Here is a 15,293-nt window from a genome sequence, read left to right on the forward strand (position 1 = left end):
TCTTGATTCAGATCAAGGAATCGCGGGTTTTCTTGCGTTAAGATGAATGCATCAACAGATGATATTATCGAGGAGGACGATTATATGAGTATTACGTCATTGCAAGAAGTCAAAGAATTTAGTGAGGACCGTTTTACGAAACGGGTTTTATTCCAACAAGGTGGTGGGGTGACCTTTGTCCTTCATTTTCTGCCAGGACAGCAGCTTCCCGTTCATAAACATCCTGGCACAGACGTTATACTGCTGGTGGTTGAAGGCACAGGCACACTTATTCTGGATGGAAAAGAACAAGTGGTGAAACAAGAGGATGTGATCCATTGCGGCGGTGAGGTGGAGTTTACATTCCATAATACAGGAGATCAGGAAGTTCGTTTGTTCGTAGTGTTAAATAAAGTGCCAGCAGCATCCTATGCAAAGGACATCTAAGATCTAATATCAAGGAATCTATAAAATGATTCACTGATCGACACCAATATAAGGGAAACTCTATTCTGGAGTTTCCTTATTTATTTTTATTCAAAAATACTCTGCTCCAACATTCGTCCTTCTAGCAATCTCCAAGGTGTATATCAAGTGTGGCTTCCATCGCAAAACAAAAAGCATACCTGGGTCTGAGAACATCAGAGCTTAGGTATGCTTTTTCGTATTCCGGCAGCAATTTGTTCATTCATCAGGTCACTGGTCATTCTGCCTAGAAGTATCCCAGCATTTCTTTGGCTTCATTCGACATCAGCTGTGGAGACCATTGCGGCTCCCACACCACTTGTACATCAATATCAGTCTTATTCGTATTTTCCTGCAAAACCCATTTCACCGCTCCGACAATTGTATCATGCAGCGGGCAACCTGGTGTAGTCAGCGTCATTCGTACATGAACCCGTTCAGGCTCTTCCCTTACTTCATACACCAGACCCAGGTCAACGATATTGACACCTAATTCAGGGTCATACACTTCCTTGAGACATTCTAGCAAATGCGTGGTTTGTTCCATCATGTTCACTCTCCAGTCCACCTTATTTATGTTAACGTCTGAATACCAAAGCAATATTTGTTATATAAACGATGGAGACAAGAGACAGTATCGTTCCTCCAACCATCATGACCTCAGCCAGATTAATCAGAATTCCACTGACAAGCAAAAGGCTTCCAGCGACCATGGCGAGCATACCCCAATTGACATACCGTTCACTCAACATACCTGCCATCAGCGGTGTTCCGGGTCTGCCGGCCTGCTTGCCATATTTGTGGGTCCACCATAGAAAAGGCACGATTTTGGAGGCATAACCAAGTATGGTGAGAGACACCCAGCCCCCGAGATATACCCATCCAGACAGCAGAACAACACGTGGATGGAGCAGCAGTTCAGTCCCTTGCGAAGAATAGATCAGTAGGGCAACAGCATATACAGCAAACGCACGGCTTACATACACAGACCAGCGGATGCCCGGACCCGGGTTACTTTTGTGCCGTTTCTCCTGAATTTGCTCCAAGTGATACACATAGAAGAGAAGGGCGGCGGTTAGAAGTAAGAGCGCAAGCCAGAGCAATCCTCCCTTAATACCTGTCAGAAATGCGACAACGCCTGTAAGTACAGCTGCATTCCACAGAACCAAGACCACTTTTTGCAGTCGAATGGAATAATCGTGGGACAGGTAGAACATCGGAAGCATTTTGTAACTGAAGCCGGTAATTAACATGCCAAACCAGCCAAGTGTTCCCATCCAGATATGTGCACCGAATAATCGTTCATGCAGACCATTCCAATCACCAAAGGCAAAATTCAGACCCATCAGCATACCGGAAAGCCCGGTTAGAACCAGATAAAGGCAGGAACAAGCTGCACTGATCGTTACCGGATTCCACTGTGAGGCACGGATGAGGGTAACCGCCATATTCCATCCGAACAACAGAATGCCAGAGAGCGCGAGTGTAGCTGAACCCGCAATCCAGATGACATCTGCACGGATGAAGCCGTATAACATGCCCACGATTCCGATACTGAACAAGAAATAATGACAATAACCAATAAACAGACTGTAGATATTGGATTGCAAAATAACATGTATCAACTGATAAACGGCACCCATAGCCAGCATGGTTGCCCACCCTAGCACAAACAGATGGGCATGAAACCAGCCTTCGGGTCCTCTGAGTTCATCACCAAGCCAGCCTGTCAGCGAGAGCAGGGAGAATGCGTGATACATTACAAATCCAAAGATGCCCGTGATGATAAAAAGAAACGGCAACCTGGACATGGCCTTTGCCTCCTTACCCTTTTTCAATTCTCACTTTGGCCGTACCATCGGCTTGATCCTCAACCGTGAAGAGACAACCGAGATTGTTTAACTCTTCAATCAAGAAGACTGGCACACGGTCATTATGAATCAGTACGACTTCCCCAGGTTTGCAACGTTCCAGTGCGGCAAGTGTTCGCATCATGGGTTGTGGCGGTTCCAATCCGCGATTGTCCAGTATAACGGTGGGCGCCTGTAGGGATTCAAAGTTTTCAATCGCAACACCTTGCTCCTCTGGATGGCCATTGCATGAAGCTGATTCTTCGTCTGAACCGGGCTTAGAATCGACTTCCGATCCAGATAAAACCATTGCAGATAATGCTTTGGCACCGGTTTTATTTTTTTTGTGCACAAACGTGGTGACCCAGTGATCTGAACCCTTTCGTTCCGATGTGCTGGAGTATCCTTTTATCTTGAGAATACCGAGCAGAGGCGTTGGTTTGAATGGAGCATGAAGTACAAAGACATCTTCATGCTGAAGGCCTTTGACCGTGTCCATGATCAGTTGAAACGGCTCTAACTTTTTACTCAGATGAGGACGCACATCTAATTCAACAATATGGACATCAGATGGAGACATGTGCATTCACATCCGATCCTGGACTAGCTACATCCGCCTGCTGTACCAACTGTAGCGCTGATTCATACAGGGCGCCCATTCCACCGTACAGCGCATAGAAGAATGACTCCGGCGCATCGAGGGAGAAGGACAGGTAGGCTTTGGGGTCCATGCCGAGCACACGCTCAAAAAGTTTTGCACTGTCATAGGCGTAAAAACAGAAATGAGTGTATTCAAATACAGGTATTTTTTCGTAAATGGTGATAATCTCTTGCGCATATTCCGCTTGCTCACGCTGCGCCATTTGAACCATGGTTGTGGCGTCTTCCAGCCGCAGCGTGATGCGGAGTGTAGTATCGTCAATGATTTCAACGTGCGCCATAGCGGTTCAGCTCCAATCTATAATTTGCTGATTTTGACCTGGAAGGTTGTAGGACCCTGCTCAATATACTCCCAGTTGAAGCCATCGGGATGTGTGGACTGGAACTGGAATCGAAGGGGCTTAGGATCGTGATCGTTAATGAGCAGCATGGATTCCTGTGGTTGCAACTGATCAAACGTTTCGAAAATAACTTTATGTTTCAAATGCGGTGGATACTCCGTGGCATTAATGGTTGCTGCGTATGTGTTCATGTGTCATTCCTCCAAATAGGGATAGTGTGGTGTTGCAATTTGATTATAGAAAATGTGAAGAGGGGTCTGTGTGAGCCTGCTCACACCTTTTTTAATGTCATAGACTCGCCTTATTTAAGTCAGAATCCTGAGTGGAAAGAGTGCCATAGGCAAGCCAAAGCTAACAATATCCTGATACGTATAATGCTAATTGTGCATGCGAAAGAGACCTTAACATCGATTACGAGCGTTAAGGTCTCTTTGTGCACACACAGTTTAGTGTAAAAGCATGGGAGAGAAAACAGTATAGTCAGGGGTACAGAGTGGTCACGCATCCCTTTGTTGTTTCAAAGCTTGCAAATCATGAATGATGATCCGGTTGCGATCCACTTCGAGCAAATTCTCTTTTGTAAGCTGGTTTAAAAGCCGATTTGCTGTTTCCCTTGTTGTACCAATGGAATTGGCAAACTCCTGATGTGTCATGGGCAGGTTGATGATCACTTGGTCTTCATGTGTCTGTCCGTGCTGCTCTGCGAGCATAAGAAGGAAGGAAAGCACACGATTGCGTACATCCTGACCAGACAGCACCTGCAATTTATCCTGTAATTCTCTTATTTTATCACCGAGCACACGCATAATTTTGATCGCAATGGAGGGTGTACTCAGCATTAATCGTTCGAAAAGTCGGACAGGTATGGCTAGTAGTTCGGTAGGGGTAATGGCTTCTGCGGTAGCCGGGTAAGGGTGCGCGTTAAAAAAGCCGGTGTGTGGGAACATATCTCCTGTTTTGAGGAAAGAGACGATCTGTTCATGCCCGTTCTCATCGGTTTTATAGGCCTTTACAATGCCTGTACGGATGAAAAAGACAGCTTCCTTTTCGCTTCCTTCGCTGAAAATAACTGATTTCTTCTGAATGCTTCTGGAAATGGCGATATCTTCGACTTGCTTTAATTCCTCGGGGCTAAGGTCCTGAAAGATGGGGAACTGTTGTAGAAACTCCGCTGTTGTATCTTTGTTGACCCTACTCATGAGAATCTCTCCTCTCTGTGTTCATAGTTCTGAACGACGACATCATTGTATCATAGCGTGATTTTTGAACACATCAGGTGATCTAGATCACCGTAAAACCACATCACTGTTTTTGATTGCTCAACCAGGGTTAATGGAATGATAGAATATATTGAACAAGAGAGGGGTCGGCCCGGATGTGGACTGCATTCATGTGGGGCGGCATCTCTGCCTCAGCGGTAGTCATTGGCGCACTCGCAGCATTGTTTCTGAAGATTCCCAAACGAGTCATTGGTTGGATTATGGCTTTTGGGACAGGAACATTAATTGGTGCAGCGACCTTTGAACTTCTTGGAGATGCGCTGAATGATGGAGGAATTATACCTACAGTCATTGGATTTACGGCGGGTGCCGTCGTGTACACCCTGTTTGACCTGCTCGTTTCTGCAAAGGGAGGAGCGGGGCGTAAACGTTCGGCAAAGTCGGGAGACTCGAATCAAAGCGGGCTTGGGATCTTTGCAGGCACGGTAATGGATGCTATCCCGGAATCTATCATGCTTGGAGCCAGCTTGCTGGCCGGAAACGGTGTCAGTGTGGTTCTGGTAGTATCGATCTTTGTCAGTAACATTCCTGAAGGTCTGTCCAGTACAGTTGGACTACAGGGCATGTACAGTCGTGGCAAAATCATATTAATGTGGCTGAGTGTAATGTTGATCTCCGCGCTTGCAGCACTGGGTGGATATCTGTTTCTGGAACAGCTTCCAGAGGAGATGGGTGCAGCGATTGGTGCATTTGCAGGTGGCGGAATCATTGCCATGATCTGCTCGACGATGATGCCGGAAGCCTTTGAAGAGGGTGGGCCTGTTGTAGGTTTGATTGCATCCATGGGATTGCTTGTGTCGCTGTTGCTCGATCTGTAGATGACAAAAATAAGCTTCCGATCGCTGAGTTGAATTTATAAAAAAGGAGTATCCGAACAGAGTGGCTTCTGATCGGATACTCTTTTTTTGCCAAAACAGCTTCCTCAGCACCTGCAAGTTTTCGTAACTAATTTATTGAATTCGGGCAGGCGGTTCCATTCTTTCCCTGAGCTGCTCCAATTGCAGAATGAGGATGCAGTTCCCTGTAACCTGAAGCAGTCCCTGAGTTTGCATTAGGGCGAGTTTGCGACTAAGTGTTTCGGGTGTAATCCCGAGTAACAGAGCCATATCTTTTTTGAAAACAGGCAAGCGGATCTCATGTTTTGCATGATTTCGGGTATGAAAATACAATAGCAACTTGGCAATCTTCTGTTCCGTTGTCATCGCACTGAGCGAGCTGTTCCATTCATCTGTTTCACGGAGAAGATTGGAAATGGCAAGCAGGAAATGGTAAGCAAGCTTCGGATTATGTCCAAGTAACTGGTCAAAGTCATGTTTGTTGATGGAGCAGATGGCCGAAGGCTCCAGAACTTCGGCGTTTGTGGCATGTGGTTTTTGGTGTAACAGGGAATCTTGTCCGAAGAAATCACCGGGAAACAGAAACCGAATAATATGTTCCTTGCCATTTTCATTGTATTTGGATAACTTCACACATCCCTGATGAACTACGTAAAGCGTATCTGAGCGTTCGCCCTCCTGGACAACAACTTCGCCTTTGTTATATTTGCGGGTATGCAGAAGGGAGATCAGCAAGGCAGCTTCGGATGGATCAAGATGCTGGAACAGAGATACTTTGGAGAAACAGGCATCCTTCACTTCGTGTGTACAGATCATCGTTTAATCACCTCGAATTGTTCAGGATAGGTATAGCCATTATCTATTGTCATGTCTCAGTGAGACATTGCGGTTCCACCATGATCCGTACCATCCTTGGTCACACGCAGAACAGCGGCAGCTCCTTTGGCTACATGGTTGAACTGATGCGTTACAATCGCATAATCACCTTCTTCGGTCACGGTGAACTCTACGACAGCTCCACCACTTGCGGGAAGCATAACCGTCTGTATTCCATACTGAATGTTGCGTGGATTTCCATCGGTATACACACGATCCATAATTGTACCTACAACGTGGAAGGATGAGACTTCATTGGGTCCAGAATTACTGACATAGATCCGCACTGTATCTCCTACTTTGGCTAACAGGGGATGTTCGGTCAATCCATAATCATTGCCGTTAAATACGACATAATCCGGTTCTCCGTTCAAAAAAGCTTCGTAGTCATGCTCCTTATACCATTCACTCTGAACAAGGGTATACTCACGATCAACCAAGTGATCGGAAGGGTATCCTGCCTTGGGTTCCACAATAATCATGCCGTACATCCCGTTTGCGATATGGGCAAGGACCGGTTTGGTTCCACAGTGATACATAAATACACCGGGGGAGGAGGTTGGATAGGTGAATGTGCCTTCCTCGCCGGGCATAACATCAATGAATTTGCTGCTGGGAGCGGCATGTACAGCGTGAAAATCCATGGAGTGAGGCAGGCTGGAATCTTTATTTTTTAACGTGAACACCAACGTATCTCCTTCTGTCACTCGTAGGACGGGTCCGGGTACGGTCCCATTAAATGTCCAAGCGTTATAGATCACACCTTTGGAGATTTCGATATCGGTAACTTGAGCGGTCATTTCAATATATACCGTGGTACCTTCTCTGCGAATGATCGGGTCTACCGGGGGGTGACTGATCGCAGAGGAGGAGACTTCATCGTGGTGAACAGGTTTAACCGTATCGGTTGAACTACAGTGAGAGAGAGTTGCTGTAAATATGGCGAATACGAGTGACCATTTATATACATTCAGTAAGGAAAACATAGATGCACAACCTTTACTCAAGTGATGTTTTTCACAATCTTAAAAGCAGGTTTTCTTTCATTTCAGTAGTTATTTAGTTATAGATTACGTTATTGAGGTGGAGACGGGTGTGATGAGGCACACACTTGGGTATGTCGTATTAGAGGCATTTCCAACAATCTGTCTTCAATTGTTGTGCTGAGGAACGGAGTTTCATATAATTTTAGAGAGATGGATTGGTAAATGTTGAGTATTTTGATGCGGTGTGTGTCGTAGTTTCAGAAGAAAGGTGGATACAGGATGAAACGTTTCGAAGATGAAGGTGCGTATAAGTATAGTTTCTATTCGGTTCTTCGACGGGGAGAGCGGATTGATGTGAAATGTCCCAAATGCGGTGGACACGCTTCTATTGAAAAACGGAAAGATCAACTGGGATGGAAATGTTTCGATTGTTACGCTCAAGCGCTTGAAGAACCGGTGTATCAATATAAGGCCAAGGGGAATTGTGCTGTATGTGAACGTTGGTTTAACGTGGAAGTCACAGACGGGAAGAAGACTTCTCACCGATCAACGCATGTGGAATGTCCGCATTGTGGTGCTGTTAATCAGGTTGAATTACATGCCAAATCGACATACGGAAGATGTTTTTCCGAGATTCGTGCAGGGAAAGATCCTGTATTCGGGTTGGACCTATACTTCCTGGATGAGTTCAGAGGAAAAATCATATGGGCTGTGAATCGGGAGCACCTGAATTATCTCATTGCTTATGTTTCCGCAGATCTCCGTGAGAAACCTGTAAATATGCCTTTAAGAACAGCTTCACATAGTGTTCCGGCTTATATTAAGGATGCGAAGAACAGGGATATGGTTGTGCGTACACTGTCGAAGCTTCAGCATAAGACTGGATGAGACTGAAAGCGAAGATGAAGCATTAAAGCTGCAAGGGAGGAAGACATGAAACTACGAGTTAAACTTAGTATTTTTGCAATCATTCTGGGTATGTTGATGATTCCGGCTTATTTTATTTTACAGACTTATGGCATATTTCAAAAACAGACAGTCTTATCTGACTATGCTCTCGCTGTTGATGTGAATGGGAAGTCCTATGAAGCCTGGCCGCTTATTAACAGTTTTGCAGCGATGGATAAACAAGAAGATAACCGTCAGTTTTATTACCGGATCGACATGAGTCATCTCCAATATCTGTTTAATCTGGCCTATCGGGAGTATGAAGTGAAGCCCGGCGGGGACAATCCGTATCTGGCCGGTACTGTAAACTATCAACATACGGATCACAACTATGTGCAGACTGAAAGAAAGTATGAGAACGCCAATGATTTTACAACGGTCTTAAATCTGTATGATCAGGATGGGCAGGTGATCTACACCTACGATAATACCGGCAAAGCGGATAACGAATTGGTGAAGTCCATCATTCATCAGGGAATGAGCCGTAATAGTGGCGGTAGTAGCGAAGCTGCCCGCGATCCGTATATCAATATTACGGCGTTATTTCGCGACAAGCTTAACATTGATGTGAAACTGACGGTGGATGAGGAACACAAAGTGGTTACCATTCGAATGAACAAATCGGAGGCGAGATGATGAATGCGTATGGTGTACAGCACGGACCTGCTTATCTGGAAGGATTAATTAGGAAGGAAGAGGACATTAAACCCGATGAAGTAGAGTGGAAAGGCAAACTTCAATCGAGTGACGGACATGATAAATTCCATATTTTTTATTATGGTGACTTGACGGAAGATGATCTGATTACCTGGCATGATTCGACACCGCTTCTTGTATATGCGGAGCATACCGTCACGGGTGAACGCTACCTGCTCATTGATGCCGCCAAGCACGGATATGATGCCATGTTATGTGAGACCTATTCGGAAGAAGCCCTACATAACAGACCACTTCGCCCTTATCTGGATGTTGAAGGAGAGGATATCTTTGAGGTAGAGTTGACGGCCTACTACAATGTGCCTTGGGATGATGAGTTTGGCGAAGATGTAAATGAGCATGGTACGTATGAACTGATTACGGGAGAGCGCATGCATTTTGATCAGGTCAAGCGTGATGGATATGATGCCTTTGCCATTCGCATTCTGAATCGTAAAGGAGTATGGACTGAAATTTTACAGGAAGAACTGGCTTAGATCTGTATACGAATGAACCAAACTGAGATGGGAGATGTCGAAAAATGTATATTGTATCCCGTGTACTTAAGCCGGTTCCAGCAGAGGAACTGGATCACTTTGAACAACAACACGCCATCTCGCTACCTTTGTCATACCGGACCTGGATTGAACAATACGGAGAGGGTACATACACGGGATGGATGAATGTGCAGAGACCGGACCCGGAAGTGCTGAAGCCTTTTGTGGAATATGATTTTTGGATACATACGGACGATTCGCCTATAAGTCAGCAGCAACTTGAGCAGTGCATCTCCATCGGCAGTTCTGTAGATGGAGATTTCCTTGCTGTTCATCCGGAAGTTGAGGGGCTGTTGTGGCTACCGCGTCATGATGAGAATATCACCTTATGGACATGCACGGAGACTGAATTTGGCGAAACGCTGGACCGGATCTATTGTGGGTATTACCATCAGGATAAACCAATAACGCCACTTTACTTTGAGCCGTGGAATGAGTTGCGGAAACATACGTTTTACCATTTTTCAGGGACGGAACAGGGAAACTCCATGAAGGAACTCGCCGATATATGCAAAACAGAATTTAAGTGGGATGTTGTGTTGGAGAATGAGTACATGTGCAAGATGTTCATGGTGTCGATGGGAGGATATTTACGATTTAACTATGCAACCGGGAGAGAAGTTGCCCTGTTCTATGAAGAAAAGAATGGTGCGGAGGAGGCGACGGATAACGAAATCAGTTTGTTCTTGCAGGCACATCATTGTACGGCATATGAATAGAGGCAGAGTGGAGGGGAACAGATGAGTTGGTTAAAGGAAGACATCGCGGAACAATGGCGCAATGAGGGCAGGCGTTATGCAAGGGATGTCAATGCATTTGTACGGAAAGGCATGGAGGGAGAGCAACCAGATGAATCCGAGCTGAAGGAAGATTCCAGAAGCGGTATGAGTACTGAGGTATTCCATATGGTGAGACAGGCCAATCTCCACGGTGACTTGGAGATGCTACGACGTGAGCTGCCAGCAGCGACGTGGCCATTGAGCGAGGCATTTCAGGCTTCCATGCAGGCTGTCAAAGTTGTAGGTTATCTGAACGAGGAAACGGTTGTATGTCATACGGGGATTTTCACGGAGAATAGTCAGATATATACGATGGATCAGCAGGGGTGGCAGTTGATTTCTCCGTATACTTTTGCTGGTTGCTCATCAGACGGTTTGGACTATGCGCTTGCAGGACCGGATGGGATTCGTGTTATTCGTCAGCCAGATCGCAGGTTGGAAGGACAAGAGATAGCGACATATCGTTGGGAAGATATTCAAGCCCGGGTACAGTCGTCCTTACCTCGGATTGAATCACTTGCGGACTGTGAGCATCCCGAACGGACACTTGAAGGACTTATACCTATGGATGAAGGGAGAGCACTACTCATCCATTCAAGATACGGGATATATCTCGTCACACAAGCTCAGGTGACCTTGCTTCATCCCGATCTGGCAGAGATCGAAGAATATGAGCTAGAGGATACACAGTTAGACATGGGACATGCAGCGGTATCTCGGGATGGTCGATGGATTGCATTTGGTAGCCAAGGGAGCAATCATATGGTGATGGACCGCCAGCTGAACAAAACATACTCTCTCTATCCAGAATCGAGCTACCCTCATTATGCGGCATTCACCAGTAATAACCAGACCGTCTGGTTTAACGCATGTCATTTCTATAACGGAGTCACGATACAGGTTCCGCTGGAATCAATCGCAGGTAACGAAACGAAGGAAGATTGGCCAGTGATGGATGAGAATGCACGTGTGTATGCAGCAGTGGAAATAGAGGCAGGCATGGTGCTTGGAGATGCATACGGTTATCTGTATTGTGTGAATGGCGAGGGGAAGGAAATGTGGCGCCATTTTGTGGGTAGTACCATCTATTCTCTCGCCGTATCGCCAGAGCAGTCCAAACTTGCAGTTGGCACGTATGGTGGCATGCTGCATGTGCTCGATCTTCGTTCCAAAGAAATGGACGAGTACGGGATCGGTACAGGCACTCTTCGGGAGCTGGAGCGATATGTGTTGTGGCGTGGAGAAGAACCTCTGCGCTGGTGAGTTAGCATTTTGACCTAGTTAGGGGTGAAGGAATGGAACGTGAAGAGGCAGTAATGTTATTAAAATGTCATTCCTTTTCCTATGATGATCTGAGTCATCCCAAGATGGAGAACGGTTTTATTGGCAGTCTGCGGCCTTTCCGTGGACATTTGATTGAGGAGAATTTTCATGAGTTGATGGAGATACTGCGGGTTCTGGCACCAGAACTTGCACGGCCTTCACTGGATCGGGAAGTCATGGCATGTCTATGGGGAATTACTCATATGGCACGCGCCTGGGCTGTTGAACCTGAGGGTATGCTTCGCAGCAACAACCTCATCTCGGACGACCAGGTGGCGTTGATGGAACAATGGCTTAATTTGTTATCTTACGCAGTCATGATTCTGATTGAAGGTGGCGGAGAGGAAGAAGCGTTTTGGGAATATCATCAATATCTACAAGAAGAGAAGGGCTGAGATAGGGAGGTGTGGTGAGCGTGGAGCGGAATGTATCATTAAACGTGCTAATGGACGAGCTGAATCGCTTGTTGGATGAGAGAATACAGGATCACGAGATTCGGCAATTGTTCGAAGAATATCAACATCGGGAAGGTGCATCCGAGGAAAGTCTCGATCTATTCGAAAAGGAGTATGGCGTCCGGCTGCCTGGCGATTTTCGTACCTTTTACCAAGGCAAAGACGGCAGTGGCTACGGGTTGCATGTGATGTACCCGGGTGATGCCGAGGATGGGCGTTGTACACCTTTTTATCTGATGTCATTGGAAGAGATTCGAGAGACCAAACAATACTTCTGTGAAGTGGATGAGAAGTTGGAAGAGTATTATTCTGCGGAGGAGATCAGCCAGTTGGACCCGGAGATCAAGCCATACCTGTTCCATAAACCATGGATTCCTTTTGCAACAATCGCGGGAGGTTCACTGTATCTGATGCTCGATTTCGATCCAACGGCGGAAGGCACGTATGGGCAGATTATTATGTACGTGCACGATCCAGACTTTGTTTATTATTTAACACCTACATTCACGAATCTCCTCAGCATGTCGAACCGTAATCTGAAGATGATGGATGAGATCACATATTAAATCCTGAACGATTAGACAATTCTTCCAATAATAAAGAAGCTGCCGAAGCAGCTCCTTTATCTGATATGAACCAGTACTTTGAAGAAGTCTAATGATTACGGATTACCACTGAAAGAAACGATGTCCGTGAAATCCGCCGCCTGGAGGTCCTCCGTGTCCACCCGGACCACCCGGACCGCCAGGTCCACCTCCGTGAGGTCCACCGGGATAGCCACCTCCTGGGAAATGACCAGGGTGTCCACCGGGGTAACCACTGCCGGGATAACCGCCTCCTGGATAGCCACCATGCCACCATGGACCACCAATTGGATATGGCAGTGGAACAGGAACGATGGGTGGGTATGGATAGGGATAAGGGTAAGGATACGGTGGCGGTGGTGGATAATAAGGGTAAGGATAACCCGCAGGTTGCGGGGATGATACTGAACCAGGGCCGTATGCCATGTAATAAGCCTCCAATAACTGGATTGATGATATCAGCCTATGCCACAGTGGTTTCAGATGATACAGCAGATTACAGATTAATGAATATAGAGCCATGAGGGGGAAACATATGGTGGCCGTAGCTTTTCACACGGATCCAAAAGGAACTGCCTATGAACTGTTGATTGACGAACTGATCGAGAAGACAGACCGGTTTATGCTGGTTGATAGACAAAGGTACGAAGAGAACGAGATACCGGAAGTGTTTCGTGTGTTAGAGAGATTGAAACCCTATCTTGTGGAACGTGCTACGATGGAAGAGATGATGCTGAAAAGCGGAGCCTATTATTCCGAAGGCACCTATTATACATATCGCTGTACGCCGGAATCGGGTCAAGTGCTCAAAGAAGAAGCTAATCGTTTTCATGATTGGTGTTATCCTTTATTGCCGGACGATCTGTGTTTTATAACAGAAGACGGAAATGATTATTTTTTCTCTGTTGCCCATGAACATATGTACGGCATGAGGATTAAATACAAAGAAGCGAGTGAACTTATGGAGCGGATTCCGGGGTTGTTCTTTGAATTGGACCGTCATAAGGAAATTGATCATCTTCTGGACGATGCGATCAGGCATCAGACCGATAAGCTGGATATCAGCTTACACGGTTTAAGTGAGCTTCCCGAACGAATTCGGGAGTTGAAGCACTTGAAGGAGCTGACGATTTTTGAGCAGAATCTGTACTCGCTCCCTGCAAGTCTGTTCGAACTGACTTCATTGGAAAGATTGGTCATTACAACGCTGGATCTGGAGCGTCTTCCGGCAGAGATCGGGAAACTGAAGCAACTTCAAGAGTTAAGAATTTATTGTGGCAGCCCTTTTGAATCTGTACCTGGTTGGAGGCCCAGACCACAATCTGAATTGGGACTAAATTGCATCCCGCCTGAGATTGGTGAATTAAGTGAGCTGAAGTATCTGGAGATCGTATATTCTGGTATACGTGAACTCCCTCCGGAGTTGGAAAAACTGAAGAATCTGCGTGCTTTACTGGTGACAAATGCACTGATTGAGGGAACACCGGATGTTGTCACAAGAATGCACTGGCTGGAGTATGTAGACTTAATGAATATTCCATTTGGTACACATTGGGAAGAAGTCTGGGAAATGAAAAAGAACATGTAATAAATAGAGCCCTGCTCGGGATGCCCGAGTCAGGGATATTTGTTATGGGATGAAAATTGGTGGAAATGTCACGTATCTGGGCGCTGGGCATAAGCTGGCATATAGGTTATGACCTAAACCGAGAGCGAAGGGCAGGCGTTTTATTTTGGCAACCTCATACATGGATTACACTTTACCAACCACCCAATTTACTTACGATTTGAGCAATAACCCGTTATTCAAGAAAGATGAGAACAACTATATTAACTCGCTTTCCATCAACCAGTTAAACACACTAGGCAATACTTCTTTACTGGATATTTTCCTCAACACTGGCAATGTGGTTGAACCACATACGCATCAGAATGCTACCGAGTTGGTATACTGTATCAGCGGTTCGGCAGTTGTTTCCCTCATTAATCCATTTACCAACGAGCTGCTTCATTTCCCGATTACTCCGGGGCAGGTGGCCAACGTTCCTCAAGGCTGGTGGCACTATGAAGTGGCCACTGCAGATCACACGCACTTACTCGCAATCTTTGATGCTCCGGTTCCTGAGGCGATATTTGGCTCAGACACCTTGCGTCTTACACCTGCAAAACTTTTGGCTTATACGTACTGTCTGGACGAGAAAAAAGTTCAAGAAGCGCTTGCTCCCATTCAAAAAACAGTGATTATTGGCCCGCCGGCAGATTGCCAGCCTTCAACTGCTCCTGTCTCTAACAGTGCTCCAAATGTGAATCATCAGCCTTATGTGATGCCTAACCTACAACCAAACGTACAGCCAAACATGCAACCCAATGTACAACCAAACATGCAGCCCAACACACAGCCAAATATGCAACCAAACATGCAACCTTACGTGAACCGTCTTCCGTACTGGGGCACTTGGGTTGATCCACGTATTATCCATGAGCCGGGGTGTCCGTATTATAGAGAGCTTCCTGTGAATATGAATAATCAAGGATAAAATCTAAAAGGAGCTCTCCCGTACGTCATGCTCATGATGTACAGGGGGAGCTCTTTGATTTACATAGTTGAATTCAATAAGTCGGTAATTTCCACTATTCCTACGTTTTCTTAAGTTTACTCATAAACAGAAAACTAATAA

At 45.9% G+C, this 15,293-nt stretch carries 20 protein-coding genes; 11 read left to right on the forward strand and 9 right to left on the reverse strand.

Features of this window, described 5'->3' with window-relative positions; genetic code table 11:
* Window positions 1–84 precede the first annotated feature (84 nt).
* Window positions 85–426 carry a cupin domain-containing protein gene (locus tag MKX68_RS23075; protein ID WP_340914165.1) on the forward strand — a complete coding sequence of 114 codons (342 nt, stop codon included), beginning with the start codon at window positions 85–87 and terminating at the stop codon, window positions 424–426.
* 265 nt (window positions 427–691) lie between these two features.
* On the opposite strand, the gene MKX68_RS23080 is transcribed toward MKX68_RS23075, so the two are convergent.
* The 6 genes from MKX68_RS23080 to MKX68_RS23105 form a co-directional block, all read right to left on the reverse strand.
* Window positions 692–991 (reverse strand): metal-sulfur cluster assembly factor, encoded by a 300-nt coding sequence (locus MKX68_RS23080; protein ID WP_036613395.1) that lies wholly within the window; start codon window positions 989–991, stop codon window positions 692–694.
* A gap of 31 nt (window positions 992–1,022) precedes the next feature.
* Window positions 1,023–2,255 (reverse strand): hypothetical protein, encoded by a 1,233-nt coding sequence (locus MKX68_RS23085; protein ID WP_340914166.1) that lies wholly within the window; start codon window positions 2,253–2,255, stop codon window positions 1,023–1,025.
* A 13-nt stretch (window positions 2,256–2,268) separates the two neighbouring features.
* Window positions 2,269–2,874 carry a DUF2249 domain-containing protein gene (locus MKX68_RS23090; RefSeq protein WP_340914167.1) on the reverse strand — a complete coding sequence of 202 codons (606 nt, stop codon included), beginning with the start codon at window positions 2,872–2,874 and terminating at the stop codon, window positions 2,269–2,271.
* Window positions 2,861–3,235 (reverse strand): hypothetical protein, encoded by a 375-nt coding sequence (locus MKX68_RS23095; RefSeq protein WP_340914168.1) that lies wholly within the window; start codon window positions 3,233–3,235, stop codon window positions 2,861–2,863. Before MKX68_RS23095 ends, MKX68_RS23090 begins: the two co-directional genes overlap by 14 nt.
* Window positions 3,236–3,252: 17 nt before the next feature.
* The gene (locus MKX68_RS23100) at window positions 3,253–3,486 is read right to left on the reverse strand and encodes a DUF2249 domain-containing protein (RefSeq protein ID WP_036613358.1); all 234 of its coding nucleotides are present in this window, start codon (window positions 3,484–3,486) and stop codon (window positions 3,253–3,255) included.
* A 306-nt stretch (window positions 3,487–3,792) separates the two neighbouring features.
* Window positions 3,793–4,494 (reverse strand): Crp/Fnr family transcriptional regulator, encoded by a 702-nt coding sequence (locus tag MKX68_RS23105; RefSeq protein ID WP_340914169.1) that lies wholly within the window; start codon window positions 4,492–4,494, stop codon window positions 3,793–3,795.
* 176 nt (window positions 4,495–4,670) lie between these two features.
* On the opposite strand from MKX68_RS23105, the gene MKX68_RS23110 reads away from it, so the two are divergent.
* Window positions 4,671–5,393, forward strand: a complete 723-nt coding sequence (locus MKX68_RS23110) for a ZIP family metal transporter (RefSeq protein WP_340914170.1) — start codon at window positions 4,671–4,673, stop codon at window positions 5,391–5,393.
* Window positions 5,394–5,525: 132 nt separating this feature from the next.
* Here MKX68_RS23110 and MKX68_RS23115 read toward each other — a convergent pair whose 3' ends face one another.
* Together MKX68_RS23115 and MKX68_RS23120 are read right to left on the reverse strand one after the other, a co-directional pair.
* Window positions 5,526–6,227 carry a Crp/Fnr family transcriptional regulator gene (locus MKX68_RS23115; RefSeq protein WP_340914171.1) on the reverse strand — a complete coding sequence of 234 codons (702 nt, stop codon included), beginning with the start codon at window positions 6,225–6,227 and terminating at the stop codon, window positions 5,526–5,528.
* A gap of 56 nt (window positions 6,228–6,283) precedes the next feature.
* The gene (locus MKX68_RS23120; RefSeq protein ID WP_340914172.1) at window positions 6,284–7,273 is read right to left on the reverse strand and encodes a multicopper oxidase domain-containing protein; all 990 of its coding nucleotides are present in this window, start codon (window positions 7,271–7,273) and stop codon (window positions 6,284–6,286) included.
* Between the two features lie 279 nt (window positions 7,274–7,552).
* Here MKX68_RS23120 and MKX68_RS23125 point away from each other — a divergent pair, with 279 nt between their 5' ends.
* From MKX68_RS23125 to MKX68_RS23155, 7 genes are read left to right on the forward strand one after another with little or no spacing between them, the layout of a single operon-like run.
* On the forward strand, window positions 7,553–8,161 hold the full coding sequence (locus tag MKX68_RS23125) for a hypothetical protein (protein WP_340914173.1): 609 nt from the start codon (window positions 7,553–7,555) through the stop codon (window positions 8,159–8,161).
* 45 nt (window positions 8,162–8,206) lie between these two features.
* The gene (locus tag MKX68_RS23130; RefSeq protein WP_340914174.1) at window positions 8,207–8,857 is read left to right on the forward strand and encodes a hypothetical protein; all 651 of its coding nucleotides are present in this window, start codon (window positions 8,207–8,209) and stop codon (window positions 8,855–8,857) included.
* On the forward strand, window positions 8,857–9,414 hold the full coding sequence (locus MKX68_RS23135; RefSeq protein ID WP_340914175.1) for a hypothetical protein: 558 nt from the start codon (window positions 8,857–8,859) through the stop codon (window positions 9,412–9,414). Before MKX68_RS23130 ends, MKX68_RS23135 begins: the two co-directional genes overlap by 1 nt.
* A gap of 44 nt (window positions 9,415–9,458) precedes the next feature.
* Window positions 9,459–10,193, forward strand: coding sequence for an SMI1/KNR4 family protein (locus tag MKX68_RS23140; protein ID WP_340914176.1), 735 nt, complete (start codon window positions 9,459–9,461; stop codon window positions 10,191–10,193).
* A gap of 21 nt (window positions 10,194–10,214) precedes the next feature.
* Window positions 10,215–11,516, forward strand: coding sequence for a hypothetical protein (locus tag MKX68_RS23145; protein WP_340914177.1), 1,302 nt, complete (start codon window positions 10,215–10,217; stop codon window positions 11,514–11,516).
* Window positions 11,517–11,548: 32 nt separating this feature from the next.
* The gene (locus MKX68_RS23150) at window positions 11,549–11,971 is read left to right on the forward strand and encodes a hypothetical protein (RefSeq protein ID WP_340914178.1); all 423 of its coding nucleotides are present in this window, start codon (window positions 11,549–11,551) and stop codon (window positions 11,969–11,971) included.
* 20 nt (window positions 11,972–11,991) lie between these two features.
* Window positions 11,992–12,597, forward strand: coding sequence for an SMI1/KNR4 family protein (locus MKX68_RS23155; RefSeq protein ID WP_340914179.1), 606 nt, complete (start codon window positions 11,992–11,994; stop codon window positions 12,595–12,597).
* Window positions 12,598–12,699: 102 nt separating this feature from the next.
* On the opposite strand, the gene MKX68_RS23160 is transcribed toward MKX68_RS23155, so the two are convergent.
* On the reverse strand, window positions 12,700–13,041 hold the full coding sequence (locus MKX68_RS23160) for a hypothetical protein (protein ID WP_340914180.1): 342 nt from the start codon (window positions 13,039–13,041) through the stop codon (window positions 12,700–12,702).
* Window positions 13,042–13,135: 94 nt separating this feature from the next.
* Between MKX68_RS23160 and MKX68_RS23165 the strand changes: the two genes are divergently transcribed.
* Together MKX68_RS23165 and MKX68_RS23170 are read left to right on the forward strand one after the other, a co-directional pair.
* Entirely contained in the window at window positions 13,136–14,203 is a 1,068-nt protein-coding gene (locus MKX68_RS23165) for a leucine-rich repeat domain-containing protein (RefSeq protein ID WP_340914181.1), read from the forward strand.
* Window positions 14,204–14,348: 145 nt separating this feature from the next.
* Window positions 14,349–15,152, forward strand: coding sequence for a cupin domain-containing protein (locus MKX68_RS23170; RefSeq protein ID WP_340914182.1), 804 nt, complete (start codon window positions 14,349–14,351; stop codon window positions 15,150–15,152).
* Window positions 15,153–15,293: the final 141 nt, after the last annotated feature.

The organism is Paenibacillus sp. FSL M8-0212, from assembly GCF_038004645.1.
Lineage (GTDB): Bacteria > Bacillota > Bacilli > Paenibacillales > Paenibacillaceae > Paenibacillus.

Excerpts from the sequence above, each read along its gene's own strand:
- MKX68_RS23160 (WP_340914180.1), bottom strand. The coding sequence starts at position 13,041 with ATGGCATACGGCCCTGGTTCAGTATCATCCCCGCAACCTGCGGGTTAT.
- MKX68_RS23150 (WP_340914178.1), top strand. The coding sequence starts at position 11,549 with ATGGAACGTGAAGAGGCAGTAATGTTATTAAAATGTCATTCCTTTTCC.
- MKX68_RS23085 (WP_340914166.1), bottom strand. The coding sequence starts at position 2,255 with ATGTCCAGGTTGCCGTTTCTTTTTATCATCACGGGCATCTTTGGATTT.
- MKX68_RS23095 (WP_340914168.1), bottom strand. The coding sequence starts at position 3,235 with ATGGCGCACGTTGAAATCATTGACGATACTACACTCCGCATCACGCTG.
- MKX68_RS23075 (WP_340914165.1), top strand. The coding sequence starts at position 85 with ATGAGTATTACGTCATTGCAAGAAGTCAAAGAATTTAGTGAGGACCGT.
- MKX68_RS23130 (WP_340914174.1), top strand. The coding sequence starts at position 8,207 with ATGAAACTACGAGTTAAACTTAGTATTTTTGCAATCATTCTGGGTATG.
- MKX68_RS23165 (WP_340914181.1), top strand. The coding sequence starts at position 13,136 with ATGAGGGGGAAACATATGGTGGCCGTAGCTTTTCACACGGATCCAAAA.
- MKX68_RS23135 (WP_340914175.1), top strand. The coding sequence starts at position 8,857 with ATGAATGCGTATGGTGTACAGCACGGACCTGCTTATCTGGAAGGATTA.
- MKX68_RS23145 (WP_340914177.1), top strand. The coding sequence starts at position 10,215 with ATGAGTTGGTTAAAGGAAGACATCGCGGAACAATGGCGCAATGAGGGC.
- MKX68_RS23115 (WP_340914171.1), bottom strand. The coding sequence starts at position 6,227 with ATGATCTGTACACACGAAGTGAAGGATGCCTGTTTCTCCAAAGTATCT.
- MKX68_RS23090 (WP_340914167.1), bottom strand. The coding sequence starts at position 2,874 with ATGTCTCCATCTGATGTCCATATTGTTGAATTAGATGTGCGTCCTCAT.
- MKX68_RS23140 (WP_340914176.1), top strand. The coding sequence starts at position 9,459 with ATGTATATTGTATCCCGTGTACTTAAGCCGGTTCCAGCAGAGGAACTG.
- MKX68_RS23100 (WP_036613358.1), bottom strand. The coding sequence starts at position 3,486 with ATGAACACATACGCAGCAACCATTAATGCCACGGAGTATCCACCGCAT.
- MKX68_RS23080 (WP_036613395.1), bottom strand. The coding sequence starts at position 991 with ATGGAACAAACCACGCATTTGCTAGAATGTCTCAAGGAAGTGTATGAC.
- MKX68_RS23120 (WP_340914172.1), bottom strand. The coding sequence starts at position 7,273 with ATGTTTTCCTTACTGAATGTATATAAATGGTCACTCGTATTCGCCATA.
- MKX68_RS23125 (WP_340914173.1), top strand. The coding sequence starts at position 7,553 with ATGAAACGTTTCGAAGATGAAGGTGCGTATAAGTATAGTTTCTATTCG.
- MKX68_RS23110 (WP_340914170.1), top strand. The coding sequence starts at position 4,671 with ATGTGGACTGCATTCATGTGGGGCGGCATCTCTGCCTCAGCGGTAGTC.
- MKX68_RS23105 (WP_340914169.1), bottom strand. The coding sequence starts at position 4,494 with ATGAGTAGGGTCAACAAAGATACAACAGCGGAGTTTCTACAACAGTTC.